We start from the raw sequence: 26,868 nt of genomic DNA, 5'->3' as shown, positions 1-26,868 counted from the left end.
CTGCCGGGGATACGTTGTCACCGGCAGCGTGAACGCAGCGCGGAGTTCAGCGCTTTTTCTTCATCGCGTCCATCAGCGCCGCGCCAAGCGCGCCCTGACCACCGCCAGAGCCGCCTTTTGGTCCGCTGCTCATCGGCCCGCGGGGACCTTTGCCGGGGCCGCCCTTGCCGCGCGGTGCGCCGCCGCGCCCTTTGTCGGGCTGGGCGCGCCGGTCCTGCGCCGCCTCGCGACCGCTGCCATCCTTGCGCATCGAAAGCCCGATGCGCTTGCGCGGCACGTCCACCTCGGTGACGCGGACCTTCACCACGTCGCCCGCCTTCACCACCTCATGCGGATCCTTCACGAAGCGGTCGGCCAGCTGGCTCACATGCACCAGACCGTCCTGATGCACGCCGATGTCGACGAAGGCCCCAAAGGCCGCGACGTTGGTCACCGTCCCCTCGAGCATCATGCCGGGGCGCAGGTCGGTGATCTCTTCCACGCCATCGGTGAAACTGGCGGTGACAAAGTCGGGTCGCGGATCGCGACCGGGCTTTTCCAACTCCGAGAGAATGTCGCGCACCGTGGGCAGGCCGAAGGCGCCGTCGACGAACTCTTCGGCGCGCAGCCCCTTGAGCGCCTGCGGCTGGCCCATGATCTGGCGGATGTCGCGCCCGCAGGCGGCGACGATCTTGCGCGCCACGCCGTAGGCCTCGGGGTGCACCGAGGAGGCATCCAGCGGCTCGGCCCCGTCGCGGATACGCAGGAAGCCCGCGCATTGCTCGAAGGCTTTCGGCCCCAGCCCCGCCACCTTCAGCAGCGCCTTGCGCGAGGGGAAGGCCCCGGTGCTGTCGCGGTGGCTGACGATGGATTGCGCCAGCGACGGGCCAAGGCCCGCCACATGCGCCAAGAGCGGCGCAGAGGCGGTGTTGAGATCGACGCCCACGGCGTTCACCGCGTCCTCGACCACCGCCTCGAGCGTCTGCGCCAGTTTGCGCTGGTCGACGTCGTGCTGGTACTGGCCGACACCGATGCTCTGTGGGGTGATCTTCACCAGTTCGGCCAGCGGATCCTGCAGACGACGGGCGATGGACACCGCGCCGCGCAGCGAGACGTCGAGATCGGGGAATTCCTTGGCGGCCGTTTCCGAGGCCGAATAGACCGAGGCCCCGGCTTCGGAGACCACAACCTTGGTCGGCTTCGTCACGCTCGCGGGCAGCAGCTTCAGCACGTCGCCCACAAGCCGTTCGGTCTCGCGGCTGGCGGTGCCATTGCCGATGGCGATGAGCTCGATCTTATGGCGCGCAATCAACTCCATCAGCGTGGCGGTGGCGCCGCGCGTGTCGTTCTTGGGCTGGAACGGGTAGATCGTCGCCGTGTCGAGCACCTTGCCGGTGGCATCCACTACGGCGCATTTCACCCCGGTGCGGATGCCGGGATCGAGGCCCAGCGTCGCCTTGGACCCGGCGGGCGCGGCCAGCAGCAGGTCCTTGAGGTTGCGGGCAAAGACCGCGATGGCCTCTTCATGCGCGCGGCGGCGCAGCTCGGTCATCAGGTCCACATACATCGACAGGCTCAGCTTCACCCGCCACGTCCAATCGGCCACGCCGCGCAGCCATTTGTCGCCAGCGCCGTCGCCGCGGATGCCGATGGCCGCAGCCACGATGTCCTCGCCGCGGCGGGTCGAGACCTCGGGGTCGGGGGCGATATCGACGGTGACCACCTCTTCCTTCGAGGCGCGCAGGATCGCCAGCGCGCGGTGCGAGGGAATATCGGACCATTTCTCGCGGTGGTCGAAATAGTCCGAAAACTTGGCGCCTTCCTGCTCCTTGCCCGGGGCGAGTTTGGCGGTGATGAAGGCCTCGGCGCGCATGAACTCGCGCAGGGTGCCGAGCAGCGGCGCGTTCTCGGTCAGCTCTTCGCCAAGGATGTCGCGTGCACCGTCGAGCGCGGCCTTCACGTCGGCGACATTCTCGCCGAGGTAGCCCTCGGCCAGCTTGGCCGGATCGGCGTTGCGGTTCTCTTCGATGGCGCGCAGCAGCGGCTCGAGCCCGTTTTCGCGGGCGATCATCGCGCGGGTGCGGCGCTTGGGCTTATAGGGCAGGTAGATGTCTTCGAGCGCGGCCTTGGTCTCGGCGCCCGCGATGGATTTCTCCAGCGCGTCCGTCAGCTTGCCCTGTTCCTTGATCGAGTCGTGGATGGCGCGGCGGCGCGCTTCCATCTCGCGCAGATAGGTGAGCCGTTCCGACAGGTTGCGCAGCTGCGTGTCGTCGAGCCCGCCGGTGACTTCCTTGCGGTAGCGCGCCACGAAGGGCACCGTGGCGCCGCCGTCGAGCAGTTCGACCGCCGCCGTCACCTGCTTCGGGCTGGCCTGAATTTCACGCGCGATGGTGCTGGCGATGCGGGTCTGGGTGTCCACGGGGGAGGCCTCCTTGGGGTCTTTCGGCGGGGTCTTTCGGGAAGGCCGGTGTAGCCTTGCCACGCCGCTGCGCCAAGAGGCGCGTTGCGCGGCGGCTGATCCTTGCGCGAGGCCTACCCGTAAAGGCTAGGCTACGGGGCAGCGCGTCTACGGTGTTTGCGGTCGCTACGCGCCCTCAGGGGCTCAACACCCGCACGCCATCCATCTGCGAAATTTGCCAGACATCTTCGTCGTATAGCTCGGTGAGCATATCCACATAGGCCGCGTCCCAGCCGGGCATGTCGAGCTCTTCTTCCATCGCCTCGGGCAGCGCGTATTTTTCCAAGAAGGCCGCCATCACCCGGCGCTTCTGTGCCTCGCTCACCTGCGGGTTCTCACGCAGGAAGCCGCGGAACCGCTGCATCGCTTCGGGGCTGACAAGCTCGGAGAAGAGATCGAAGCTGCCGATGATCTTGCGCTCTGCCTCGATCCCCGCGGCCTCGCGCAGGATTTGCCCCCAGAGCAGCGGTGTATCCTCGTTGCACCACAGCAGCAGCGGCACGTCCGGCAGCGCCTGCCGGATCCGGGCGATAAGGTCGGACCAGCGCAGTTGCATCGGATCGGCCCCGGCCAGAAAGCTTTCGGGGGTCTCATGCGGCGTCGCGCGCAGCATCGCCGGGATCCACGTGGCGAAATCGCGCAGGCCAACGAGGATTTGCAGATCATCGCCGTCGAAAAGCTTGGCCACCGCCTGCAGGCGCCGCTCGACCTTGCGGTAAATCTCGCCGCCTTCGAGCGCCAGTTTGGGCACCGACAAAAGCGTCTCGTGGCTGAGGATCACCCGTTTCACCTGCGCCGGATCCTCGCTCAGGATCGCGTCGAGCATCACCTCGCGCGCCTCGGGCGCCGGAGTGCCCGCGCCAAGCTGGCTCACCACTTCCGAGAGCAACATGCGATAGCGCGAGGGGCCGGGAATGGAGATGCCCTCGCGGTGAAAATCGTCGGCGTTGCGCAGAAGTCCCTTGAGCAGCCGGTCCTCGTCCGTGCAATGGACGCCGATGTGAAGAATGACCTGCATGGCCCTGTGGTTCCGCCTGCTCTTTCGATTGCCTTTAGGGCGCACTATAAGCGCTTTGCGCCCGAGCGAAACCGCGCGCGAACCAGAAGGATCCACGAAGGAGCCGCCATGAGCCTTGCCGACAACAGCGCCCCCCGCCGCTTTCGCGCGCGCTGGCCGAGCCCGTGGTCGCTGGGGGCGGCGCTGATCGCGTCTGTGGTGGTGGCGCCGATCCTCGCGGTGCTCTGGATCGCGCTCTTTCCCAGCGAGAACATCTGGCCGCATCTCGTGTCGACGACGCTGCCGCGCTATTTCGGCAATACGCTGAAACTGATGGCTGGGGTTGGTCTGCTGGCCGGGGCTGCCGGATCCGGGGCCGCATGGCTGATCGCGCGCTACGAGTTCCCCGGGCGGCGCTGGCTCGAATGGCTGCTGCTGCTGCCATTGGCAATTCCGGCCTATGTGGGCGCTTATGCGCTGGTGGATTTTCTGGAATACGCCGGGCCGGTGCAGACCGGGCTGCGGCAGATCTTCGGCTGGCAGACTTCGCGCGACTATTGGTTCCCCGAGATCCGTTCGATGGGCGCGGCGATCCTCGTGCTCTCGGCGGCGCTTTACCCCTATGTCTACCTGCTCGCACGTAACGCCTTTCGCGAGCAGCCGGGCAGCGCCGACGAGGTGGCGCGCTCGCTGGGGCAGGGCGCCTTTGCCCGGTTCTGGCGGGTGGGCCTGCCGCTGGCGAGGCCAGCGATCGCCGCGGGCATGGCGATCGCGATGATGGAAGCGGTGAATGATTTCGGCACGGTCGATTACTTCTCGGTGCAGACGCTGACCACCGGCATCTTCAGCGTCTGGCTGCAGAGCAACAACGCGGGCGGCGCGGCACAGATCGCCGGGACCGTGCTGGCGCTGGTGATCTTGCTGGTGCTGCTGGAGAAGGGCTCGCGCCGGAAGATGCGGTTCTTCAACCTCTCGTCGCGTCACCGCCCGGTACCGCGCACGCGGCTCGCGGGGGGATGGGCATGGGGTGCCGCGCTGGCCTGCGCCATTCCCTTTGCCATGGGCTTTGTGCTGCCGGCATGGGTGATCCTCGGGCACGCGCTCGACAACGCGGGCGCTTGGTCGGACCCGGATCTCTGGCGTGCCGGAGCGAACACGCTCAGCGTTGGCGGCATCGCAGCAGTTCTGACCGTGTTGGGCGGGGTGTTTCTGGTCTATGGCGTGCGCCTGTCGGGGCGGCAACTGCCGCGGCTGCTGCTGCCGGTCTCGACCATCGGCTACGCGGCACCCGGGGCGGTGCTGGGCGTCGGCATTCTGATCCCGCTGGCGGCGGTGGATCATATGGTTGCCGACGGCGTCGAGGCGCTCACCGGCGTGGACATCGGCCTCGTGCTGACCGGTTCGGCCTTCGCGCTGGTGCTCTCTTACTTCGTGCGCTTCTTCGCCATCGCCCAAGGCGCGGCGGATGCCGCAATGGGCCGAGTCTCGCCCAACCTAGCCCGCGCGGCGCGCTCGCTGGGGCGCACACAAGGCCAGACCCTGCGCGAGGTCTACGTGCCGTTGATGCGCGGTTCGGTCGCCTCGGCGCTGCTGCTGGTCTTCGTCGATTGTGTGAAAGAGCTTCCCGCAACGCTGCTCCTGCGCCCGTTCAACTACGAGACGCTGGCAACCCGCGTGCATGATCAGGCGTCGCTGGAGAACCTCGGAGGCGCCGCCCCCGCCGCAGTGCTGGTGATCGGCGTCGGTCTGGCGGCGGTCGGGCTTCTGGCAAAGGCAAATCGGTGAAATCCCCCTTGCACCCGGTGGCCAAGCTGGCATATCCCTGCGCCCACGGTGCCCCTATAGCTCAGCTGGTAGAGCAACTGATTTGTAATCAGTAGGTCCGCGGTTCGAGTCCGTGTGGGGGCACCAGTTCAACCTTCATGCATTGGTTTCACAGCATTTTATCGCGGTTTTGTCCCACGGGTTTTGAGCGTGGGACACTTTGAGCTCATACCGATCGAGTTCACTCATGCTGAACAAGCGATCAGGTAAGTCCGGGTCCGGGCGTGCGGCAGCCGCGAGGCGGGCCAGCGTCAGTCGACCTCTGAGCGCAGGTAGCCGCTGCTCGCCCTGCTGCCCTGCTCAGGCAGGAATGCGCAAAAGCGGAAAAGACTATGTGAGGCTCTGAAGCCGCGTTTAAAGACGCAGCACGTCTCCTGCAGGCGGCTAAGTCCCGGTAGTCATAGTCGGCTCGGCATTCTCGACGAAGGATGGAAGGATGACCTTCGTTGCCGCAAGTTGGAACACCAAGAAATCGTACAGAAGGTAGACTAGATCGCACCTACATCATTGCCAAGAAATGGTGCCGATAACACGATCGGCACCATCACGGCAAAGCAAGTCACCAGTGGAAAGCGGAGCTAGCGATCACAAAATGAAATCGCTCCTGTCTAAATCAGCGAGTGAAACGCCAATGAGGGTCAAAGTGTTACCCTCAAGGTCATCGAGCACCGCATTCTCCCCCACCTGAGTTAGATGGTTCTTAGTGATATCCTTGTAGTTTCTGATCCACGTGGTTCCACTTAGATCAATATCCTCGTGCCTTGAGTAAGCATTAAAGTCGTGAACAGTATCACGCCCCTTAGAGAAGATGAAAATATCTCCCTTCTTGCCGCCAACTAGCGTGTCGTCCCCAGGGCCTCCATCTATGCGATCCGAGCCGCCACCCCCAGAAAGAGTATCATTATTTTTTTTTCCAAATATTTCATCATTATCCTTGTCGCCAAAAACTACATCCTCGCCGTCCCCCCCAAATATAGTATCATTACCTTTGCCGCCAAAAATTGCGTCTTTACCCTGGCCGCCAAAGATTTCATCCGCGCCATTCCTTCCATTGATGAAGTCCTTCTTCCCTCGGCCGAAGATTTTGTCGTCCCCTCCATATCCGTTGATGTCGTTCTCTTCGTTGTTTCCGATGAGAATCTCATCATAATCACCCTTGTCCCCATAAAATTCAAAGACATCACTCGGGGCTGCATACATGCGAGAAATAAATCCAGGGCGATAGCTATCGACATCAAGCACATCAACTGAAATTTTTGATTGATAGATGGCCTTGATGTTTTCTAGATACATACTCATGTTGTGCTCATGCGGGCCAAGAAAATTGTCCAAAAGAGACGACCCGTCGTCGACAGGTATAATAACTCGTTCTCCGGCCTTGTGAAATTTCCACAAGTAAGCCAAATTCTCATGTTCGGCGGGAAGCAATTCTTCAAGGCTAGATGCGGCAATGTCTCCAATCCAAGGTACAATATCCTGGCTGTGCTCGATGTGTAAAATCCTCGGGTCGGCGTCCTCCCCTGTCGGTGAGCCCGGGGAGGCAAATGTTACCGCGCGCGTATTTTCGTCTTTAAATTCCTCCATGAACATCTGGGCCAAAATTCCTCCCAGGCTGTGGCCAGTGACGATTATGTTTGACCCTCGTTCCTCAGAGAAGGAACGTAGTCCATCAAGTAAAGGATCAAATGCAGGCCAGTAATAATCTTCCACTTGGGGCCCCCAGCCGAATGCCGCGTCAACGGAGTCATCGGTACCTCGAAACGCGATAAAAATGGTGTGCTGACCATCTATCATTGCTTCCCCAATATGCGCTACGCCGGCGCCGTTTATTGCGCTGAATACTCCGTTAATCATGCTGTACGATGAATCGTCAGCATATACAGGAATTCCTAGTTCATTGGCGTGAACTGGGAGCCATTTACCCTCGAGACGGCCTTCTTGAAATGTGCTTTCATATGCCATTTTTGACAATTCGGCAAGCTCAAGAACAAAGTTCTGAATGCGGGTTCGCTCCGGACCGAAAATATCTCCCTCAAATTCTACTTTCTCAAATCCCCTTACAACGTCGATCTCGCCAGTTACTTCGTTTTTGAAGAGGCTTATTTTTCCGCTCTGTACTATAGAGTAGTCTGAGCGATTTCCGCTTAGAAAGAATGTGTCGAAGTCGTCAAGAGACCCGTCTGAGGCCTTGTTTCCACCTATAAGGATGTCTTTTTTTCCCCCGCCGCCGTCGATATAGTCATTTCCGTCGCCGCCCCGAATTGTATCATTCCTGCCTTCTCCGTGAATGGTATCCCCCTGGCTTCCGCCAGTCAGGTTGTCCGCGAAGTCCGTTCCTAAAATATCCGCCGAATTGGACAAAAGATAGGGGAATGGCATGTCTATAATCGATTCCTGATCGGAAAAGTCCCCTTGGGTCAAGTCATCTCTGGTGGCGGGATTTAGAAAGGTCAACTTCAGTGATAGACCTGTATCGGGGTCACGGTAGCGAAGCGCTTCTACGTTGGACTTTACTTCTCGAAACCATGTCTCTACCGCATCCAGGAACGTCGATATTGCCTGCTCCGCGGCTTCCCAGTTCGGATACAAGTCATCCACGATGTAGTCTGACACATCAGGCGCTGTGGGGAAATCTCCGTCAATAAAAATTGGGAATCTACGCCACACAAGGTCCCCCCCTCCCTTGGAGTATCCAGAAATTGTTGTCTTTGTCGGCTGAGGAAAGTCATCGCTATTCATCCCTTGTCCGGGTACATATGTAACTCCCTCGAATTCTTCGCCATCATATGAGTGCAAGAAGTTTACAGACAGAAGGGGCAATGTATCGGCTGGCCCTACCATCCTTAAAAAAAAGAGATCCTCTATAGCGAGTAGCTCTGGCATGCGAACCCCGGACAAACTACCGCTGAAATCCCACTTAATCGTATTGTTCATGTTGCTTTCGTGCTCCACTTAAATATCTTTAATCATAGGAAAATGTTATAGTACAATTTACCTTCCAGTACGGCTAAAATCTCAAATTCTTCTATCACGTGGTTTTGCTTCATTTTTAGCGCGCAAAGATGCTACCGTGAAACTTATATCCGATGCGCTACCCACGTGTCGTGGATTTTTATACTATGCGAACCACCTCCGAATTTCCGAGGTGGCTTAAGTGCTCCATGACATGCTGGGTGGACTTCAATGTATCCTCGCAGCATCAAGCTCTTCAATATAGACCTTTTGTACTCACTACTGCCGTCCAGGCTGGTTTTCAGCTTGCACCGAAAATTCCGAAAGACAACGCAAGATTCTTGCGGGACAGGGCTATCCGTAGGAAATCTCTCGACAGTGGCTACTTAATTCGCGTCGCTCACCACGAGGTTGATTGGGTCGTAAGCCCCAGCCAAGCTCGACAGACGCCTTCGCGAAGCCTACAACGCCTTTTCGTGGGCAGGTTCGTCCGCATTGCCTAGTTTCGCGACGTGTGCGGCGAATGCCGGCTTACTCCGCTCCAAGCTGTCATTCGTCACGCTTTATATGACGGTCCGTTGGGGGCAGCTCGGCTCCCTCCTATCAAGCCTTCGGTACAAGACAGACATGCGGCGGCACCGGCGAACGGCAGGAAGGTTCGCCGAGCGAACGCTCCATTTTCTTGACGTAAAAGTCCCCTTCTCCCGACGAGGTATCTCGAGGCAAAGGGCAAAATAGGGCTTACATCGGACGAGCGGGCCTGCCCAGGGCGCGGAGGCTGGCGGGGACCTCGTTCTCTGCATTTATGCCGATGCTTTAAATGCGCGATTCTCCACAGAGCGCCTTCATTTACCTGTGGGCGATCCAGCTGTCGGGAATTATGGGCAGATTTGGGTCACCATAGCTTTAGGCCGCCCACCATCTGCATCGCTTCGCGCGCCAACCGGCGCCGTTCAGCGCTCTTTGTGTAAATCGATGACGTGGTAGGTTCAGTGTGGCTGAGGATCGACATGATCTGCAGCTCCGAGCAGCCCAATTCCCCCAGCAGTCCACCCAGAGCCTTGCGCAGACCGTGCGATGAGCGGGCCGTGAGCCCGGCTTCCGAGGTCCATCTCTGCACGGTGTTCCCGAGCACCTCTGGGCTGCGGAAGGAGCGGCCGTGCTTGCTCAGTAGATACGTCTTTCCCTGCACGGTCATGCCGCGCGTGGCGGCGAGCAGCTGTGGCGCCATGGGAAGGCTGGCCGGCGCGCTGCCCTTCTTTCCTGGTTGCGAGTCAAGCCAGGAGACCCCGTCGCGCTGCACCTCGTGCCTGCGGCCGAGCAAATAGAGATCACCCCGGTGAGCCAGCCCCTTTGAAGTGGTCCACCCACGAAGCCTGAAATCCGGTAGGATTTCGGCGAACAGGAGGACTACGGAATGGCTGGAAAGCGTGAGAAGCCGGAAGACATTGTCACCAAGCTGCGTCAGGTCGAGGTGTTGCATGGCCAGGGCCTGTCGATGGCCGATGCGGTGCGGCAGATCGGGATATCGCAGCATACCTTTTACCGGTGGCGGAAGCAGTATGGTGGGATGAACCGGGCACAGTTGTCGCGGCTGAAGGAACTCGAGAAGGAGAACCTGAGGCTGCGGCGGGCGGTATCTGACCTGACGCTCGAGAAGCTGATCCTGACCGAGGCTGCCCAGGGAAACTTCTAAGCCCTTCGCGCCGCCGCGAATGCGTGGAGCATGTGCGCCAGACACTCGGCATCTCCGAACGCCGGGCCTGCCGGGTGCTCGGCCAACACCGCTCCACGCAGCGCAAGCCGCCCCAGGGCCGGGAAGACGAGGCGCGGCTGACCGCCGACGTCATCGAACTGGCCCGGGAATATGGCCGCTACGGTTACCGCCGGGTCGCCGTGCTGCTGCGGCGTGCCGGCTGGCAGGTGAACCACAAGCGGGTGGCGCGCATTTGGCGGCGCGAAGGGCTCAAGGTCCCACACAAGCAGAAGAAGCGCGGCAGGCTCTGGCTGAACGATGGCTCTTGCGTGCGGCTGAAGCCCGAGCACCCCAACCACGTCTGGTCCTACGACTTCGTGCAGGACCGGACCAGTGACGGCCGGACCTACCGGACGCTCAACATCCTCGATGAATATACGCGGGAGGCGTTAATGATCCGTGTCGACAGGCGACTGAACTCCACCGATGTCCTGGACGCCCTGACCGATCTCTTCATCCAGCGCGGCCCGCCGCGGTTCATCCGGTCCGACAACGGCCCGGAGTTCATCGCGCAGAAGGTGCGCGACTGGATCGAGCTGGTGGGGGCGAAGACCGCGTACATCGAGCCGGGGTCACCCTGGGAGAACGGTTATTGCGAGAGCTTCAACAGCAGGTTCAGGGACGAACTCCTCAATGGCGAGGTCTTCTACTCGTTGAGGGAGGCGCAAATCCTCATCGAACAATGGCGAAAGCACTACAACACCGCTCGGCCGCATAGCGCTCTTGGATATCGGACACCGGCACCGGAGACCTTCATCCCCATAGATCGAAGGTCGACCATGCATTAGCATTTAACCCGGACCACTCGATGGGGTCAGCTCAGGCGTTCTCCTATCGGGTGCGCCACCCTAGCGCTGATCGGAGTCGCGCGGGTTGTCGGGTCTGTTCCGCCGCCGTTGGTTTGTTCGCCCTCCCAAACGCGGCGGGCGCGCTCCTAGCATCGCCCATTCAGCCCTTATTAAGACTTTTCCCGCAGCCTTGAGGTGCAATCACAGGAGGTCAACATGCCGGAGGAAGTTCGACTGAGCGAAGTGCTGCTCGATTACATGATGCGTTATGGACTGACGGATAAAGCGCGTGAGTATTTGCGACAGAGGGCCGAGGAGGAGATCGGTTCGCCGGTTGGCGCGATAGAGGGACACCAGAGCAGGTGAGGGGGCTCAGCGCCAGCGTTTGCAGTAGCCCTCGGTGATCATGATCTTGCTCAAGCTTCTACCGTCTGCAAGGGAGCATTCGCCAATTTCCCTATCGTGACTCTTACGCCCGATCAGGGTGCACCTGAGCGATCGATTGGATGCGAGCTCTTTCATTTTCGCACTGGCCCGTTCGCCTTGAGGCGTACCCAGTTCGGCGCAGTCGAGCGACTCGAAGCGGATTGGAACGCCTTGGACCTCAATGGTGTCGCCGTCGCGTATATGAGTTGTTGTCCCAGACAATTCGGTAGCGCCCTTTGCGCCACCATGTCGATGTACTCGCACGGTGGAGGGGGGTACCTCATCAGGAAACATGTCCGATGCCTTAGTGTACGCGAAGATGGCTACGGCGATGCATGCGCTGAGGGCGAGCTCGGTGTTTGCGCTCAGTCCTCTCCGAAGCAAGCGTCTTCGAGTGGAACGCCTGTTCCTCCAAGGTGGCTGGGAAACCAACCATGGGTTTGCCCTTCGCCGCCTACGTCTTTCCATGCGATGTATTATGCCGTAAAGGGGTAGGCCTACAGCCAAAGCGACCGCTGTAAATATCGCAGCAAGTAGTGCAATCTCTGGGAGGGATAGTAGCCAATTTTTTAGGGTGCTTGCGGTGATAAAGAGCCAATCAAACATGTGAACTCACTAAACAATATAGGTCTCTGAACGTATGAAGTATAAATCAGGACGATAATCGCGAGTAGTGCAATTAAATGGTATTTGATTGTAGGGATAAGAGCAACGCCGCCAAGGGTCGCATGATGCCATCATAGCCTGTGTAGAACTGCGGCATGCAACAGATGAGCGCTTGGGCCCACCATGGCCGGCACGCTCGAGGAGCGTGGGACACTTTCTCTGTAACCCATTGATTTTATGTTTGCCGGATCGAACCGCATTTGGGACAGCCAGTCGCTGATTTTATTGAGAAATTTAATGTTCCTGTCGGCCCGTGTGGGGGCACCACTTTTCCTGCATAAGCGTTTGAAAAGACAGGAAGGTTGAGCTGACCCCATCGAGTGGTCCGGGTTAAATGCTAATGCATGGTCGGCCTTCGGTCTATGGGGATGAATGTCTCCGGTGCCGGTGTCCGATATCCAAGAGCGCTATGCGGCCGAGCGGTGTTGTAGTGCTTTCGCCATTGTTCGATGAGGATTTGCGCCTCCCTCAACGAGTAGAAGACCTCGCCATTGAGGAGTTCGTCCCTGAACCTGCTGTTGAAGCTCTCGCAATAACCGTTCTCCCAGGGTGACCCCGGCTCGATGTACGCGGTCTTCGCCCCCACCAGCTCGATCCAGTCGCGCACCTTCTGCGCGATGAACTCCGGGCCGTTGTCGGACCGGATGAACCGCGGCGGGCCGCGCTGGATGAAGAGATCGGTCAGGGCGTCCAGGACATCGGTGGAGTTCAGTCGCCTGTCGACACGGATCATTAACGCCTCCCGCGTATATTCATCGAGGATGTTGAGCGTCCGGTAGGTCCGGCCGTCACTGGTCCGGTCCTGCACGAAGTCGTAGGACCAGACGTGGTTGGGGTGCTCGGGCTTCAGCCGCACGCAAGAGCCATCGTTCAGCCAGAGCCTGCCGCGCTTCTTCTGCTTGTGTGGGACCTTGAGCCCTTCGCGCCGCCAAATGCGCGCCACCCGCTTGTGGTTCACCTGCCAGCCGGCACGCCGCAGCAGCACGGCGACCCGGCGGTAGCCGTAGCGGCCATACTCCCGGGCCAGATCGATGACGTCGGCGGTCAGCCGCGCCTCGTCTTCCCGGCCCTGTGGTGGCTTGCGCTGCGTGGAGCGGTGTTGGCCGAGCACCCGGCAGGCCCGGCGTTCGGAGATGCCGAGTGTCTCGCACACATGCTCCACGCATTCGCGGCGGCGCGAAGGGCTTAGAAGTTTCCCTGGGCAGCCTCGGTCAGGATCAGCTTCTCGAGCGTCAGGTCAGATACCGCCCGCCGCAGCCTCAGGTTCTCCTTCTCGAGTTCCTTCAGCCGCGACAACTGTGCCCGGTTCATCCCACCATACTGCTTCCGCCACCGGTAAAAGGTATGCTGCGATATCCCGATCTGCCGCACCGCATCGGCCATCGACAGGCCCTGGCCATGCAACACCTCGACCTGACGCAGCTTGGTGACAATGTCTTCCGGCTTCTCACGCTTTCCAGCCATTCCGTAGTCCTCCTGTTCGCCGAAATCCTATCGGATTTCAGGCTTCGTGGGTGGACCACTTCAAAGGGGCTGGCTCAGGGAAGAGATGGTGCTTCAGCGGAGAAAGCCAACGCCCACGTTCGCCATCGCCTCGTAGCCGCGCTTTGCGGGCCTCGAAGACGGACATGGTATATTGCTCGAAGGTCGGATCAACCCGGTGGATTTCTTCCACCACGATTTCGCGCTCGCGCTTCCTTTCATAGATTGGATCCTTACCCGACGCCAGCACCGCGGCCCATCGATCGCGCGCTTTACGAGCCTCCGAGAGAGGGGTTTCGTCCAGAGTGCCGAGCCCCATCTCGCGCCGGCGACCTTGGATGGAGTAGCGCCAAATCCACTTTGCCGCAGTAGCGGTCTTCTCCAGACGCAACCCACCCCCGTCCTCGTGTTTACCCGGACCCAACCGCTTTACGGCCAGCGCCGAGATTTTGTTCTTCGCCCGAGACATAAGGACTCCCCCACAACAACGCCAGCACACAGCCCCCCAAGCAGCCCCCCAAACGATCTCGCAAACAGGAGCAACCCGACACAACTGAGTGTTACATTCAAGGGGGTGAAAAGAGAGTTAAAACAAGTAACTAACGCAGCGGCAGGCAACTCGATGCAACACATTAGCGCGTCAGTGTGGGGGCACCATTAAGCACCTAGAATTTATGCGAAATTTCTATGCCTAGTTCCGAAGTATCATGCGGTTCAAGGTTCTCTGAACCGACCTTCCAGCACCGTAAGCTCTGCGACATGGAGGGCGGTATCGCGTGTTGGGCTAAAACGCTCGACAGCGGCTCAACTCCAGCCCATGGAGACGACGCTGCAGGCGTCGAAGCGAAATGGCAGCACGTCCGTTCGCCGCCGCCGTCGTCACGTGACACACAGCATCTCTTGCAGCGGAGTCGCGCGGGCGATACCAAGTAGAAAGTTTCCCGAGTAGAAATTCATTCTTGATCCTGCTGCGTGATAGCTGCGTTGGCTTGCTTGCTATTCTACATCGGCGGGGTCATCGCTGCGCCTCTCCATTCGGGATCTGCTTAGCGAGACGCGGCTGTGCGTGACCAAACTCTATTGACGGCTCCAAGGCGGCATTGACCTACCGATCCGCAGTGGATGATCCTGGTCGCTTCACATCCTCGAAAAAAGTTGGGCCGTGGGTCGGTTTGACGCCGTCTCGCAACCAGTCTGGCGAGCGCGACATCTCAGGCGGTATCACCAAGGCGGGCGACGTCAACCTGTGCCGCGCGCTGTGCCAGGCGCCACCGTCATGATGCATCGCGGACGAGCAACATGGCTGCAAACTTGGCCGGCGAAGCTCGCGCGCCACCGCGGCGCCAAGCGCGCAATGGTTGCGCTGGCCCGACGTATCGCCGTGATCCTTCATCGGATGTGGAGAGATGACACCGACTTCCGTTTTGACAGGCCGGTGCTTCATGCCGGTAGACGACACAGGTTACAGATTGCTGCTTGCCTGATCGCGAGCCTTCGAGGTCCCCACGGGACGCGGGGTTCCGGTGATGCGGTGCTCAGGACTGATACCGACCTTGTCGAGCACGCCAATGAGATGGGCACACCAGAATTGCATTGAACCAGCATCATGTTGGCGGCCACCGCGCCGACCACGGACCGAAGCATGCACCCGGGTCGATCTCAAAAGAAGGCCGCCGAACAGGGAAACCAATCAACAGCTATAAGGACAAAACCGCGGTTAGGCGGGGCGTTCGACGTGCGCGAAAACTCTTGACTGGGCCGCCCCCGTTGCCGAAGTCCTCAGCCTAAGCCATGCGGTCGAATATCCGCAAGCAAGGTGCATGCATTGGGCGTACAAACGCCTGATTAGCTATCACCAAGGAAGCGTAGGCCTCTTGAACATTCATGCAGGCTTCCTTGTAAAGTCGGGCGAGAAAAATTTGCTCTGAAATTGGGCTGGCTCAGTCCGTCCGGGGAGGGGGGGAACCTCGGCCATCACCCTATTTGTGCAACAGAGTCAATCCGGCCCCAACGCGACCAGCCAAGGTATGACGATGGCTCCCCCCTCGGAAACGAACGAAAAGGCTCAAGCGGTGCGTCCGGGGCTTGCATTTGAGGGGCCCTTGAGCGCTTACGAAAAGTGACAGACGCCCGCACAAAGGCGCCTTGTGTGAGGCCTGGGATGCCGGGGGCTCTTTCGCTCAAAAATTCGTTGCCAGAGCCCGCGGCTGAGGGCAGCATGACTCTCAGCGGGGCTCGCATTGGAACTCCGAGGGGAATTAATCCCTCTCCGGCGACCCCGGGGCTGCTTTGAAGGCTGACGGGCCTCACATTGCGCATACCTTTCGTTGCGGTCACCTGGCCGCTACGCCGCGGCTCAATTGCGATGGGGCTCAGCGGGAGAGTAGGGCGCATCGCGAGGCGTTGTGGCGATTTGTATTGAATTTTTTGAGGTCTGGTAAATGCGATTGACTGTAAGAGATAGACCGGTGAGTTGGCCTCGGATACGCCACCGCGCTTCGGTGGAAACACGGCGTGTATTCAAGAAGTTGAGACGGTTCGGCGAGCCGGCCGGTGAGCGGCGCATGTTGCTGATCCTTGGATGTCAGCGCTCCGGGACCACCATGTTGAGCGAGGTGCTGTCGCAGGATCCGCGAAGCGATGTGTTCCCGGAAAAGAGCGCGCTGAGCGATCCGCAGGATACGCATGGATTGCGCCTGCGTCCGCTTGAGGATGTGAAGGCGCGGTTGGAGAGGAACACGGCCGATCTGATCGTCCTGAAGCCTCTTGTCGAAAGCCAAAATGCCAAAGCGATGCTGGATGGTTTTCCACAGTGCCGGGCGGTTTGGATGTTTCGCGACTATCGCGATGTGGTGCGCTCGAACCTCCGGATGTTTGGCGAGGATAACGGGCGCCGGGACCTCTCGGCGCTTCTGAACGACCGAAGTGACTGGCGTGGGGAGAACCTCTCCGACGAGACGCTTCGGCGGGTGCGTGAGGCTGTCGAAGAGCCGACCGAAGCCGATGCCGCCGCGCTGTTCTGGTATGCGCGCAATACGCTCTTCTTCCAGCAGGCGCTTGAGGAAGACCCGCGGGTGCTTTTGGTCCCTTACGAGATTTTCGTGCAAAATCCCAAGGCGGAAACGGATGCCATCCGACGGTTCGCGGGTGATCAATCTCTAGCGACCGCCGATCGCTATCACGTCTCGTCGAAGTCTGTCGGAGCCGGGCGCGACGTCGCTATCGCCCCTGGGGTGGCGGCGTTGTGCGACGAGATGCTCGCTCGGCTCAATCAAGCGTGGGACACTCAATCGGCGCGTAGTGTGGTTCACTGACCCGAGCGCGGGGTCGGGGTTGGCGCGGAAAATCCACCTTCCTTGGGGGCTTTCGCGGCAGGGGGCAGCTCTGTCGCCTTCCGAGCAAAAGGCCGCGCCGGGGGGACCGGCGCGGCCAGGTGTCGCAAAGCGGTACGGAAGGGTTACGCCGCCTTGCGATCGTGTTGACCTTCTTCGATCTCTTCGACGATTTTCGAGACGAAGGCTTTCAGGTCGTCTGGTTTGCGGCTGGTGATGATGCCTTTGTCGCAGGCCACTTCTTCGTCGACCCAAGAGCCACCCGCGTTGATCACATCGGTCTTGATCGACGCATAGGAGGTGACTTCGCGGCCTTTCACGATGCCGGCTTCGACCAGAACCCAGGGGGCATGGCAGACGGCTGCGATGACCTTGCCCTCGTTGTGGAAGTCTTTCACGAGGTTGATGACACCCGGCTCCACCCGCAGCAGGTCGGGGTTGATCTGGCCGCCCGGGATCACCAGCGCGTCGTAGTCATGCGAATTGACGTCGGCGATCTTGGCGTCGGCCTCGGCCTCGCGGCCCCAGTCGGTGCCTTCCCAGCCCTTGATGGGTTTGCCGTCGAGCGTGGCCACATGGACCTCGGCGCCTTTCACGCGCAACTGGTCGCGCGGGAATTCCAGTTCCGACTGCTCGAATCCATTGGTGGCGATAATCAGGATCTTTGCGGTGCTGATGGCGGTCATGAGGGTCTCCTTCCATCTGTCTTGCAATTAAGGCGCCGTCTTGGGCGCGTCTGGATATGCAACGGGAAGGGCCCGCCCGCTGTTCCGACTTTTCCGGACACGGGTTTTTGAAGGCGGCGGCGGAACCGGAGGCGGGGGATCGCCTTCGGCGGGCGTATTTGAGGAACAATGAAAGGGCGGTCAGGCTCGGGTGCTGCGGGTCCAGGGCTCGGCGCCTTTCACGTCAACGAAGACGCGGTAGATCGAGCTTGTCGCGGTGATGTACATGCGCTGGCCGTCGGGCCCGCCGAAGCAGAGATTGGCGACCACCTCGGGCACGAGGATCTTGCCCAGCAGCGTGCCGTCCGGCGCGAAGCAATGCACCCCGTCACCCGCCGAGGACCAGAGGTTGCCCTCGATGTCGCAGCGCATGCCGTCGGGCAGGCCGCAGTCGAGCGTGGCGAAAGCGCCGAGCGGCGTCAGCGCAGCGCCTTCCACCGCGTATTTGCGGATCACCGAGGGCACGCTGTCGTCATGGCTCGAGCCGCTTTCGGCCACGTAGAGGAGGCTCTCATCCGGCGAGAAGCAAAGGCCATTGGGTTGCGCGAAGTCCGAGATCACCGGCACCGGCGCGCCGCCCTCGGGCGGGATGCGGAAGACATGGCGGGCGGCTTGTTCGGGCTCTGCGCGGTTGCCCTCGAAGTTCGAAATGATGCCGTAGGTCGGGTCGGTGAACCACACGGCACCATCAGAACTGACCACCACGTCATTGGGCGAGTTGAGACGTTTGCCCGCGTGCGCGGAAGCCAGCACGGTGAGCGATCCGTCGTGCTCGGTGCGCACCACGTCGCGCGTGCCATGGCGGCAGCCCACGAGCCGCCCCAAAGGATCGCGGGTGTTGCCATTGTTGAACTGGCTCTGCGCGCGGAAGGTGCTGAGCCCGCCGCTGGGCCCTTCGGTCCACTGGTACAGCGTCTGGGACGGGATCTCGGAGAAGATCAGCGCGTTTCGGTCGCCGAACCACACCGGCCCTTCGGTCCATGTGAAACCGGTGCAGAGCCGTTCGAGCTTGCCCATCGGATGGACGAGGCGGCGAAAGCGCGCGTCATGGATTTCCAGATGCTCGGGGTTGCGGATCATCGCTGAACCCTCCTCGTGCTGGCGGCAATCACGATGCCGATGATGATGAGACCGGTCAGCACCATGCGCACCCCGGCGCCCGCGCCGTAGGAGTTGAGCATGGAGACGACGAGGAACATGAAGAGCGAGGCGCCCCAGACGCCCGGCACATTGGAAAAGCCCCCGGCGATGGAGGTGCCGCCGATGACCACCACGGCGATCGACATCAGCAGGTACTCGGCCCCCATGTTGAGCGCCGCGCCGCCCGAGAAACTGGCCAGCAGGTAGCCCGCGATGGCGGCAAAGACGGTGACGGCCACATAGGTTGCGGCGCGGACCGCCTCGACCGGCACCCCGGCGAGCCGCGCGGCGCGCAGGTTCTGCCCCGAGGCCAGCAGCCAGCGGCCCCAGACCGAGCGTTCGAGCAGCAGCCAGATCAGCAGCGACAGGCCCAGTCCCACCAGAGCTACGTTGGGAATGCCCATGGTGCGTCCGGTCGCGAAGTCGGCGAGCCCGGCAGGAGGCTTGATCCGCAGCCCGCGGTTCGACCAGATCGCCAGCGACTGATAGACAAGCGAGGCGGCCAGCGTGGCAATAATCGGCGGCAGCCGCAGCAGGTAGATCAGCGCGAAATTGGCCAGACCTGTGCCGAAGCCGACGAGGATCGCCACGCCAAGCCCCATCCACGCCGTGCCCGGATCCGAGCCCATGGCCTTTAGCGCCAGCGTGCCCGAAAGCGTCATCGTGGCCGGGATCGACAGGTCCACATTGCCCGGCCCCAGCGTGATCACCAGCATCTGCCCGAGGCCGACGATGGCGGCGAAGGCCCCGAAGCTGAGCGCGGCATAGGCCAGTTCTCCGGCGCCGCGCCCCTCGGTCAGCACGACGGTCAGCGCGAAGGCGGCGGCGGCGGCGACCCAGGACCAGACCCAGGGTTTCGAGATGAGTTTCATGCGCGCCTCCTCATGCCTGCGCGTCGCGGCGGGTGAAGAGCAGCCGCGCCGTCAGGACAAGGATCAGGATCGCCCCCTGCGCGCCGATCTGCCAATCGGGCGAGAGCCGCAGGAAGCTCAGGAAAGACGCGGCGAGGGTCAGGGTGAGCGCGCCGATGACCGCGCCCACCGGGCTGACCTTGCCGCCGGTGAACTCGCCGCCGCCGAGGATCACCCCGGCAATGGACAGCAAGGTGTAGCGCAGCGCGATATTGGCATCGGCCGAGGTGGTGAGACCCACCAGCGCCATGCCCGCGAAGACCCCGAAAAGCCCGGCGAGGCCATAGGCCAGCGCCTTCAGACGGACCACCGGCCAGCCTGCGCGCTGCACCGAGCGGGCGTTGCCGCCGACCCCGCGCAGCACCGTACCGATGCCCGAGCGGATCACCAGCAGGTGGGTCACCACCGCGATGATCACCGAGGCGCAGACCGCCATGGGAATGTAGGGCGGCTTGACGGTCATCAACGTGCGCAGCCAGCCGGGGCTCGCGCCGCCGGGCGAGGGGAGGATGAACAGAGCCAGCCCGCCCCAGACGAAGGACATGCCCAAAGTCACCACGATGGCGGGCAGGTCAAGCGCGTGGATCACCGCGCCAAGCGCGGCATAGCTCAGCACGAGCGCCAGCAGGATCAGCACGCCCAGCATGGGGCTGTCATTGAGGAAGGTCGCGGTGACGCAGGCCACCAGCGACACGAAGGCACCAAGCGACAGGTCGATGTCGTTGACCATGATGATCATCATCTGCGCGATGGTCGCCAGCGCGATGGGCACCGCGAGGTTGAAGAGCAGGTTGAGCCCAAAATAGCTCATCGCCCGCGGCTGCATGTAGAAGGTCGCCGCCAGCAGCACTGCCAGCGAGACCACGGGCAAGAGGATCCGGTATTTCGCAAAGAGCTTCACGTCACGCCCCTTCCATCTCGAAAGAGGCCTCGAGGATGCGCTCCTCGGTGATCTCGTCACCGGTCAGTTCGGCAGAGATCTCGCCGTTGCGGAACACGAAGACGCGGTCGCATTGGCAGACCTCCTCGGTCTCGGTCGAATACCAAAGGAAGGTGCGGCCCTTGGCGGCCTCGGCGCGGATCATGGCGTAGACGTCCTGTTTGGTGCCCACGTCGACGCCGCGCATGGGATCGTCCATCACCACTACCGGGGCGGAGGAGGCGAGCGCGCGGGCGAAGAGCACCTTCTGCTGGTTGCCGCCCGAGAGCGACAGAATGGGGTTGGTCACATCATCGGTGCGGATGCCGATGCGCTTTTTCCACTCGGCGATGATCTCGGCCTCGCGGGGGCGGTCGACCATGCCGCGTTTGGCGATCTGCGGCAGGATCGAGATCGAGGCGTTGCGCAGGATCGACCAGAGCGGCAGCACGCCATCCCGGCCCCGATCCCCGGCGACAAAGACCATCCCCGCCCCGCGCGGGCTGCGCCACGAGGAGGTGGCCCCAAGATAGAGCCGCGCCAGCGCCTCGGCCTGCCCATGGCCCGCGAGCCCCGAAAGGCCGACGATCTCTCCTTCGCGCGCGCAGAGCCCTTCGGGCGTGTGCACGACTTCCGCGCCCTGCACCCGACCCGCCTGCGCGGCGGTGCCCTCGGCAGCCACATGGCCCATGGCATCGACCAGTCCCTGACGGGTGAAGCCCCCGGCGGGCTTCTCGGCGACGACCTTGCCGTCCTTCATCACGAGGATGCGGGTCGCGACCTCGAAAATCTCGCCCAGCATGTGAGAGATGAAGATCACCGCGCCGCCTTGCGCGCAGAAGGTCTTGATGTGCGCGAGCAACTGTTCGGCGATGCCCGCATCCAGCGACGAGGTGGGCTCGTCGAGGATGACCAGCCGCGCCTCGGTGCCGCGCGGGGCAAAACCGATGGCGATCTCGACCATCTGCCGCTCGGCGATGGTCAGCGTGTCGACCGGCGCGTCGGCGTCGATGCCATGGCCGGGAAACACCTGATCCAGCGCGGCGCGGATCTCGGCGCGCGCAGGGGGGCGCCAGTTCAGCCCCCGAAGCGCGGAATGCGAAATGCGCAGGTTCTCTGCCGCCGTCAGGTTCGGGCAGAGCGAAAGTTCCTGAAACACCGAGCGCACCCCGGCGGTCAGCGCGTTGGGCGCGCTGGAGGCGGGAAAGGTGACGGTGCCCGAGGAGGGCGCGAGCCCGCCATTGACCACGTTGACGAGCGTGGATTTCCCGGCGCCATTGTGGCCGACAAGGCCAAGGCAGTCTCCCGGAGAGATGGACAGGCTCACGCCGTCGAGCGCCCTGACCGGACCGAAATGCTTGGCGGCATCGGTCAGGGCGACGATCGGCGCAGCCGCTTGGGCTGCGGTACTCATGATGGCTTACATGGCCTCTTCGATAACAGCCTTGGCGTCGTCGAGCGTGTAGACCGTGTTGGCCACCGAACCTTCGGGCGTGGTCTCGAGAGCGTCGTCGAGCGTGTCCTGCGTCACCTTCAGGAAGGGCACGGTCAGATCCTTGGGCACCTCGGCGCCGTCCAGCACCTGCTGCGCCACCCAGAAGGCCAGCGAGGCCACGCCCGGCGCGATCGACAGCGACATGGTCTCATAGCCGTTGGCATCGCGCTGCTCGGCCCACCACTGCATCTCGTCCTGACGATTGCCAAGCACGATCAATGGCGTGTCGCGGCCCGCGGCCTTGAACGCCTGCGCCGCGCCGTAACCGTCGCCGCCCTGCGTCACCACGCCCACGACATCGGGCAGCGAGGGCAGCACGCCCGCCACGGCCTTTTGCGCAACGTCCTGTGCCCAGTCGCCATGCACCGAGCCGACGATCTCGAACTGGCTGTTCTCGCTGACGCCTTCCTCGATGCCCGCATGGATCTCGTCATCCACGAAAACCCCGGCAAGGCCGCGGATCTCCAGCAGGTTGCCGCCCTCGGGCAGACGCTGCGCGAGATACTCGACCTGCTCCTTGCCCATCGCCTTGAAGTCCACCGCGATGCGCCACGCGCAGGGCGCGGTGACGATACCGTCAAAGCTGACCACGGTAACGCCTGCGTTGCAGGCCTCTTCCACGGCGCCGTTCAGCGCGGTCGGCGAGGCGGCGTTGAGGATGATCGCGTCATAGCCCTGCAGGATCATGTTCTGGATCTGCGCGGCCTGTTCGGTCGCTTGGTTCTCGGAGGTGGTATAGGCGTCCGCCGCGGCGACAACTCCCTCCTCGACCGCCTTCGAGCCGACCTCCTGAAAGGTCTGCAGCATCGCCTGACGCCACGAATTGCCCGCGTAATTGTTCGACAGCGCGATGCGCTTGCCGGACGTGTCGGCCATTGCGCCGCCTACCACCATGGCAAGCCCCGCCGCGCCGAGCAGCATCCGGGTTCCGAATTGGAACTTGGTCATTCTCCCTCCCATCGCCCTTTGCGGGCGCTCACTGGTCGCCCGTCCTCCACGGGCACGCCCATGCTGCCCCTGCGGCAGCTGCCCGTAAAGTGAGCAGCCCGCAGATCGCTTGCGGAAAGCCGCAAGAACTCTGCGGGAAAAGGTGTTTTCTTCTGCGGCGTAACGCGCCATCTTGCGGAGACGCGCAAGAGGAGGCGCGTGGGGAGGCATCATGAATTCACCGCAAGCGGCTCGTGCAGCGCAAGGCAGGTCTGCGCCCGTAGCGCAGGCCGCCGCTGGGCTTGGCAGACAGACCGTGTTCGACGCGATCAGCGCGCGGCTGTCCGAAGAGGTCGAGATAAGCGCCGCGCTTGCGGCGATCGCGCCGCTCATCGCCGAGGTGATCCCCTTCACCCATGCCGACATCTGCCTGCACGACAGCCCCGGCTGGGTGGTCAGCTATGAGGCGGGGATCGAGACCCGCTGGTCGCACCGCCGTACGAGGGTGCATTACTCGCCGGTGCGCGATCTGCTGCAGGGCCGTTGCGAGATGATGATCAGCGCCAATGCCATGGAGGACCCGCGCTATACATTCCCCGGCGCCTGTTGCGAGCCGATCCTCAACCATCGCCTGCGCGCGCGTATCAATGTGCCGCTACGGGTCATGGGGAAGGTGACCGGCACGCTCAACATCTCGCATGAGACCGAAGGCTTTTACGACAAGGCAGATGCCGCGCGGCTTCAGCACCTCGGCAATCTGCTCGCGCCGTGGTTCCACGCGCTGCATGCGGCGCGCAAGGCGCGGCAGGCGGCGCATTTCCGTGCCGCCGCGCAGGACGAGGCAGAGGGGCTGCGGCAGGGGGCGCTGGAACTGACCCAGACGCTTGAGCAGGAGCGCCAGCGCATCGGCATGGATCTGCATGACCAGACGCTCGCCGACCTGACGCGGATCCTGCGGGATCTGACCGGGGACGCTCCGCTGGACCGCGATCTGCTTGCCGAGCGGGTCACCGACACGATCGACGATCTGCGCGCGCTCATCGACACCGCCGTGCCGACGCTGCTCGATCTTTTCGGCTACGCCCATGCGGTGCGCGTCCATCTGGAGCGCGCGGTGGGGGCCGAGCCGGTGGAAGTGGACGTCGAGGATGAGACCGATGGCGCGCCGGACCGGCTTGGCTCGACCGCGCGCACCGCGCTCTTTCGCATCACACAAGAGGCGATCAACAACGCCGCGCGCCATTCGGGCGCGCGCCGCATCCTCGTCTCGGTGAGTTCCGAACCCGCCCGGCGCCTGCGCGTCACGATCAGCGACGACGGCAGGGGCATCGGCCCCGAGGTCGGCCGCCGGTCCGGGCTCTCTCATTTGCGTACCCGCGCCCAGCTGATTGGCGCCGATCTTGAAATTGTGGCCGATCGCGGCACCCGCGTGACCGTCACCCTTCCGGAGAACGAAGAATGAAAGTCTTGCTTGTCGAGGACGACCAGTTTCACGCCTCCTATCTGCAGGACGCGCTTGCCGAGGCTCTGCCCGAGGTGACCGAGATGCTGCATGCCTCCGACGGTGCCGCTGGCGAGGCCGAGGCCCGTGATGGCCGGATCGAGGCGGTGGTGATGGATCTGCAGATGGACGGGCGGAACGGCATCGAAGCCGCCCGCGCGATCTGGGCCGAGCGCCCCGGCACGCGCATCCTGTTCTGGTCCAATTATTCCGACGAGGCCTATCTGCGGGGCATCTCGCGCATCGTGCCCGAGGACAGCGCCTATGGCTACGTGCTGAAGACCGCCACCCGCGAGCGTCTGAAGCTGGCGCTGCGCGCGGTGCTGATGGAGGGGCAGATCATGGTCGACCGCGAGGTGCATCGGCTGCAGCGTCGCACCGCCTCGCCGCGCAATGCGCTGGATGAAAGCGAATATGCGGTGCTGCTCGATCTTGCGCTTGGGTTGCAGGACAAGCTGATCGCCGAGCGTCGCGGCATGTCTCTGCGCACCGTCCAGAACCGGCTGCTGTCGCTTTACGACAAGCTTGGGGTCGAGGGCGAGGATATGGGCCCGGCGCTGAACAAGCGGGTCAAGGCGCTGTCCCGCGCCTTCACCACCCGTACGCTCAACGTCGAGACGCTGGAGAGCGCGCAGCGCGAGTACGAGCGCTGGCTCGCCGGTCGCGCGAGGGCAGTGCACTAGCCGCGGTCTGGCTCGGGGTCCTGATAGACGGGCAGGGCCGTAATTGTGACCATAGGGCGGCGGCGAAGGCGGGCGGAGGTCTGAGGCAGGCATGGTCGTTTGAAGGACGGAAACAGTTCTTCAGCACATTTTACCTTCGGGTTTCGCGCTCAGGCACAGTGCCCATCGAAACCCCGATATTGTCTCCGCTCCGTCCAAGTCCTGCCCCATTCCGGGACGATACCGATATCAGACGAGCGATTGTGAGGGTATGGGTATGGATCGACTGACCGAAATGGAGGCCTTTGCCATGGTCGTGGACCAAGGAGGGTTCACAGACGCGGCAAAGAAGATGGGGATCTCGAAGTCGGCCGTTTCGAAACATGTCTCCTCGCTGGAGGCCCGGCTGGGGGCGCGCCTGCTCAACCGCACGACGCGCCGCGTCTCGCCGACCGAGATCGGGCTTGCCTATTACGACCGCGCCCGCCGTGTGCTGAACGACGCAGGCGAAGCCGACGCGCTGGTCACCTCCATGCAATCGGCGCCTTCGGGACTGCTGCGCATCTCGGTCGCGACGGATTTCGGGGTGAACCATCTGAGCCCGGTTCTGGGCGAGTTCCTTGCCGAATTTCCCGACATCACCGTCAACATGGTGCTCAACAACCGCTACGTCGAATTGATCTCGGAAGGCTTCGACATGGCTGTGCGCATCGGCGAGTTGGAAGACAGTACGCTGCGCGCCCGCAAGCTCACCGATACCACCAAGCGGATGATCGCCTCGCCGTCGTACTTCCAGAAGTTCGGGCGTCCGATGCGGATCGACGATCTCAACGAGCACAAGCTGCTGCATTATTCCAACCAGTCGTCGGGCAACGTCTGGAAGGTGACCGCGCCGTCGGGCGAAAAGCGTCAGGTGCGCACCGCTGGCTGGCTTTCGGTCAACGACGGGCAGTCGCTGCTCAACGCCTGTATCGCGGGTCTCGGGATCGCCTATCTGCCGTCGTATCTTTACGCCGATGCGATGAAGCAGGGGCTTGTCGAAGATGCGATCCCGGATCTGCCGGTCGAGACGCAGGGCATCTATGCGGTTTATCCGCCGGGCCGTTTCACCCAACCGAAGGTCCGCGCCTTCATCGACTTCCTCGTCCATGCCTTCGCCGACAAAGGCCCGCAGGACTGGTAAACGTTTTTCCTCAGGCTGTTCGATCCAAGCCAACCTGCACCCCGGCGCGACCGGGGTGTTTTTTTGTCTGGGGGCAGGGTGCCTTCTAGATGGCGGCTGCGACGGCGCCTGCGCCGCTCGCGGGCTGAGACAATCCAGTAAAGAGCATCATGCTGCGGGAAACAATCCGGTCAGCGCAGTCTGCCGCGCTGGCCCCGGTATAGACCGCCGGGCGCAGACCGTGGCTGTAGATGCCGTAGAACGCCTCGACGGCATCGTCGATTTCCGCGTCGCTGCGGTGCGCAAAGCGGGGCTCATCGCGCAGCGCCTGCCAAAGCGGCGCAAGCGCCTGCCGCAGTTGCAGGCGATTCTCGGCTTCGGTCTCTGCGGGCCATTGCCAGAAATAAGCCTGCATCACGGCCATCAGTTGCGGGTCGGACAGGTCATCTTCGGCGAAGACGGTCACGATGTGGCGCAGCTTTTCCTCGAACGTCGCATATTCGTGCAATGAGCCCGAGAGCGTGTCGATCTGCGCCGCGTTGTTGTCGCGGATCAGCGCATAGAGCAGCCCGGCCTTGGAATGGAAGTAGACGTGAATCATCCCGTGGGTGACACCGGCGGCGCGGGCGATCTCGGTAACCGAGACATTGTGGTAACCGTGCTTATCAAAAAGGCGCCGGGCGGCGGAAATCAGCCGGGCGCGGGTGGCGGCACTCTTTTCCTCTTTGCTGCGATGGCGGGGAGATTTCTGGGTCATGTCACTGAG

21 protein-coding genes, 1 tRNA gene and 1 pseudogene are annotated in these 26,868 nt (G+C 62.3%); 9 read left to right on the top strand and 14 right to left on the bottom strand.

The features are described 5' to 3' along the window. Positions 1-46: 46 nt before the first annotated feature. Both AYJ57_RS20030 and AYJ57_RS20025 read right to left on the bottom strand, forming a co-directional pair. Positions 47-2,398 carry a Tex family protein gene (locus AYJ57_RS20030; protein ID WP_066110177.1) on the bottom strand — a complete coding sequence of 784 codons (2,352 nt, stop codon included), beginning with the start codon at positions 2,396-2,398 and terminating at the stop codon, positions 47-49. A 175-nt stretch (positions 2,399-2,573) separates the two neighbouring features. Then, the gene (locus AYJ57_RS20025; RefSeq protein ID WP_066110176.1) at positions 2,574-3,455 is read right to left on the bottom strand and encodes a hypothetical protein; all 882 of its coding nucleotides are present in this window, start codon (positions 3,453-3,455) and stop codon (positions 2,574-2,576) included. A gap of 108 nt (positions 3,456-3,563) precedes the next feature. Between AYJ57_RS20025 and AYJ57_RS20020 the strand changes: the two genes are divergently transcribed. Together AYJ57_RS20020 and AYJ57_RS20015 are read left to right on the top strand one after the other, a co-directional pair. Next, the gene (locus AYJ57_RS20020) at positions 3,564-5,219 is read left to right on the top strand and encodes an ABC transporter permease (protein WP_066110174.1); all 1,656 of its coding nucleotides are present in this window, start codon (positions 3,564-3,566) and stop codon (positions 5,217-5,219) included. Between the two features lie 50 nt (positions 5,220-5,269). Beyond that, positions 5,270-5,345, top strand: a tRNA-Thr gene (locus AYJ57_RS20015). A 498-nt stretch (positions 5,346-5,843) separates the two neighbouring features. On the opposite strand, the gene AYJ57_RS20010 is transcribed toward AYJ57_RS20015, so the two are convergent. Both AYJ57_RS20010 and AYJ57_RS25985 read right to left on the bottom strand, forming a co-directional pair. Next, on the bottom strand, positions 5,844-8,192 hold the full coding sequence (locus tag AYJ57_RS20010) for a lipase family protein (RefSeq protein WP_157374287.1): 2,349 nt from the start codon (positions 8,190-8,192) through the stop codon (positions 5,844-5,846). A gap of 913 nt (positions 8,193-9,105) precedes the next feature. After that, on the bottom strand, positions 9,106-9,693 hold the full coding sequence (locus tag AYJ57_RS25985; RefSeq protein ID WP_157374285.1) for a tyrosine-type recombinase/integrase: 588 nt from the start codon (positions 9,691-9,693) through the stop codon (positions 9,106-9,108). On the opposite strand from AYJ57_RS25985, the gene AYJ57_RS19995 reads away from it, so the two are divergent. Together AYJ57_RS19995 and AYJ57_RS25980 are read left to right on the top strand one after the other, a co-directional pair. Then, a protein-coding gene (locus tag AYJ57_RS19995; RefSeq protein WP_157374283.1) for an IS3 family transposase occupies positions 9,628-10,754 on the top strand; the annotation gives its coding sequence in 2 pieces (ribosomal slippage) (positions 9,628-9,892 and positions 9,892-10,754; 1,128 coding nt in all). The two genes, AYJ57_RS25985 and AYJ57_RS19995, sit on opposite strands and share 66 nt — an antisense overlap. Positions 10,755-10,970: 216 nt before the next feature. Beyond that, entirely contained in the window at positions 10,971-11,120 is a 150-nt protein-coding gene (locus AYJ57_RS25980; protein ID WP_157374281.1) for a hypothetical protein, read from the top strand. Between the two features lie 901 nt (positions 11,121-12,021). On the opposite strand, the gene AYJ57_RS26655 is transcribed toward AYJ57_RS25980, so the two are convergent. The 3 genes from AYJ57_RS26655 to AYJ57_RS19980 all read right to left on the bottom strand — a co-directional run bounded on the left by AYJ57_RS26655 (position 12,022) and on the right by AYJ57_RS19980 (position 13,797). Then, a complete protein-coding gene (locus AYJ57_RS26655; protein ID WP_442974809.1) occupies positions 12,022-12,111 on the bottom strand; it encodes a hypothetical protein in 90 nt (29 codons plus the stop codon). Positions 12,112-12,183: 72 nt separating this feature from the next. Next, a protein-coding gene (locus AYJ57_RS19990) for an IS3 family transposase (protein WP_157374173.1) occupies positions 12,184-13,310 on the bottom strand; the annotation gives its coding sequence in 2 pieces (ribosomal slippage) (positions 12,184-13,046 and positions 13,046-13,310; 1,128 coding nt in all). 37 nt (positions 13,311-13,347) lie between these two features. After that, a complete protein-coding gene (locus AYJ57_RS19980) occupies positions 13,348-13,797 on the bottom strand; it encodes an Arm DNA-binding domain-containing protein (protein ID WP_066110169.1) in 450 nt (149 codons plus the stop codon). A gap of 616 nt (positions 13,798-14,413) precedes the next feature. Here AYJ57_RS19980 and AYJ57_RS25600 point away from each other — a divergent pair. Further along, positions 14,414-14,772 (top strand): annotated as a pseudogene (locus tag AYJ57_RS25600) (transposase); the annotation flags it as partial. Positions 14,773-15,892: 1,120 nt separating this feature from the next. Then, positions 15,893-16,642 (top strand): sulfotransferase family protein, encoded by a 750-nt coding sequence (locus AYJ57_RS19975; RefSeq protein ID WP_193789542.1) that lies wholly within the window; start codon positions 15,893-15,895, stop codon positions 16,640-16,642. 143 nt (positions 16,643-16,785) lie between these two features. Here the strand turns inward: AYJ57_RS19975 and AYJ57_RS19970 are convergent, their stop codons facing one another. The 6 genes from AYJ57_RS19970 to AYJ57_RS19945 form a co-directional block, all read right to left on the bottom strand. Further along, positions 16,786-17,346 (bottom strand): type 1 glutamine amidotransferase domain-containing protein, encoded by a 561-nt coding sequence (locus AYJ57_RS19970; protein ID WP_066110166.1) that lies wholly within the window; start codon positions 17,344-17,346, stop codon positions 16,786-16,788. Positions 17,347-17,526: 180 nt separating this feature from the next. Beyond that, positions 17,527-18,465 (bottom strand): SMP-30/gluconolactonase/LRE family protein, encoded by a 939-nt coding sequence (locus AYJ57_RS19965; RefSeq protein ID WP_066110164.1) that lies wholly within the window; start codon positions 18,463-18,465, stop codon positions 17,527-17,529. After that, on the bottom strand, positions 18,462-19,397 hold the full coding sequence (locus AYJ57_RS19960) for an ABC transporter permease (protein WP_066110162.1): 936 nt from the start codon (positions 19,395-19,397) through the stop codon (positions 18,462-18,464). Before AYJ57_RS19960 ends, AYJ57_RS19965 begins: the two co-directional genes overlap by 4 nt. A gap of 10 nt (positions 19,398-19,407) precedes the next feature. Further along, positions 19,408-20,337: an ABC transporter permease gene (locus AYJ57_RS19955; RefSeq protein WP_066110160.1), complete on the bottom strand. Its 930-nt coding sequence runs from the start codon at positions 20,335-20,337 to the stop codon at positions 19,408-19,410. Position 20,338: 1 nt separating this feature from the next. Next, positions 20,339-21,769 carry a sugar ABC transporter ATP-binding protein gene (locus AYJ57_RS19950; RefSeq protein ID WP_066110158.1) on the bottom strand — a complete coding sequence of 477 codons (1,431 nt, stop codon included), beginning with the start codon at positions 21,767-21,769 and terminating at the stop codon, positions 20,339-20,341. A 6-nt stretch (positions 21,770-21,775) separates the two neighbouring features. Beyond that, positions 21,776-22,798: an ABC transporter substrate-binding protein gene (locus tag AYJ57_RS19945; RefSeq protein ID WP_083191380.1), complete on the bottom strand. Its 1,023-nt coding sequence runs from the start codon at positions 22,796-22,798 to the stop codon at positions 21,776-21,778. A gap of 295 nt (positions 22,799-23,093) precedes the next feature. Between AYJ57_RS19945 and AYJ57_RS19940 the strand changes: the two genes are divergently transcribed. The 3 genes from AYJ57_RS19940 (at position 23,094) to AYJ57_RS19930 (ending at position 26,123) form a co-directional block, all read left to right on the top strand. Further along, entirely contained in the window at positions 23,094-24,239 is a 1,146-nt protein-coding gene (locus AYJ57_RS19940; protein ID WP_066110154.1) for a GAF domain-containing sensor histidine kinase, read from the top strand. Continuing rightward, entirely contained in the window at positions 24,236-24,961 is a 726-nt protein-coding gene (locus AYJ57_RS19935; RefSeq protein WP_066110153.1) for a response regulator transcription factor, read from the top strand. Before AYJ57_RS19940 ends, AYJ57_RS19935 begins: the two co-directional genes overlap by 4 nt. Before the next feature lie 256 nt (positions 24,962-25,217). Then, entirely contained in the window at positions 25,218-26,123 is a 906-nt protein-coding gene (locus AYJ57_RS19930; RefSeq protein ID WP_066110151.1) for a LysR family transcriptional regulator, read from the top strand. Between the two features lie 85 nt (positions 26,124-26,208). Here AYJ57_RS19930 and AYJ57_RS19925 read toward each other — a convergent pair whose 3' ends face one another. Next, positions 26,209-26,859, bottom strand: a complete 651-nt coding sequence (locus AYJ57_RS19925) for a TetR/AcrR family transcriptional regulator (RefSeq protein ID WP_066110150.1) — start codon at positions 26,857-26,859, stop codon at positions 26,209-26,211. Positions 26,860-26,868: the final 9 nt, after the last annotated feature.

This window comes from Salipiger sp. CCB-MM3, assembly GCF_001687105.1.
In the GTDB taxonomy this organism is placed as follows: domain Bacteria; phylum Pseudomonadota; class Alphaproteobacteria; order Rhodobacterales; family Rhodobacteraceae; genus Salipiger.
This window is presented reverse-complemented; position numbering and strand designations above follow the sequence as displayed.

Coding starts and splice junctions, on each gene's coding strand:
- AYJ57_RS19960 (WP_066110162.1), bottom strand. CDS start 19,397: ATGAAACTCATCTCGAAACCCTGGGTCTGGTCCTGGGTCGCCGCCGCC.
- AYJ57_RS19980 (WP_066110169.1), bottom strand. CDS start 13,797: ATGTCTCGGGCGAAGAACAAAATCTCGGCGCTGGCCGTAAAGCGGTTG.
- AYJ57_RS19945 (WP_083191380.1), bottom strand. CDS start 22,798: ATGACCAAGTTCCAATTCGGAACCCGGATGCTGCTCGGCGCGGCGGGG.
- AYJ57_RS20010 (WP_157374287.1), bottom strand. CDS start 8,192: ATGAACAATACGATTAAGTGGGATTTCAGCGGTAGTTTGTCCGGGGTT.
- AYJ57_RS20020 (WP_066110174.1), top strand. CDS start 3,564: ATGAGCCTTGCCGACAACAGCGCCCCCCGCCGCTTTCGCGCGCGCTGG.
- AYJ57_RS25980 (WP_157374281.1), top strand. CDS start 10,971: ATGCCGGAGGAAGTTCGACTGAGCGAAGTGCTGCTCGATTACATGATG.
- AYJ57_RS19965 (WP_066110164.1), bottom strand. CDS start 18,465: ATGATCCGCAACCCCGAGCATCTGGAAATCCATGACGCGCGCTTTCGC.
- AYJ57_RS19950 (WP_066110158.1), bottom strand. CDS start 21,769: ATGAGTACCGCAGCCCAAGCGGCTGCGCCGATCGTCGCCCTGACCGAT.
- AYJ57_RS19925 (WP_066110150.1), bottom strand. CDS start 26,859: ATGACCCAGAAATCTCCCCGCCATCGCAGCAAAGAGGAAAAGAGTGCC.
- AYJ57_RS19975 (WP_193789542.1), top strand. CDS start 15,893: ATGTTGCTGATCCTTGGATGTCAGCGCTCCGGGACCACCATGTTGAGC.
- AYJ57_RS19970 (WP_066110166.1), bottom strand. CDS start 17,346: ATGACCGCCATCAGCACCGCAAAGATCCTGATTATCGCCACCAATGGA.
- AYJ57_RS25985 (WP_157374285.1), bottom strand. CDS start 9,693: ATGCAACACCTCGACCTGACGCAGCTTGGTGACAATGTCTTCCGGCTT.
- AYJ57_RS19930 (WP_066110151.1), top strand. CDS start 25,218: ATGGATCGACTGACCGAAATGGAGGCCTTTGCCATGGTCGTGGACCAA.
- AYJ57_RS19935 (WP_066110153.1), top strand. CDS start 24,236: ATGAAAGTCTTGCTTGTCGAGGACGACCAGTTTCACGCCTCCTATCTG.
- AYJ57_RS20025 (WP_066110176.1), bottom strand. CDS start 3,455: ATGCAGGTCATTCTTCACATCGGCGTCCATTGCACGGACGAGGACCGG.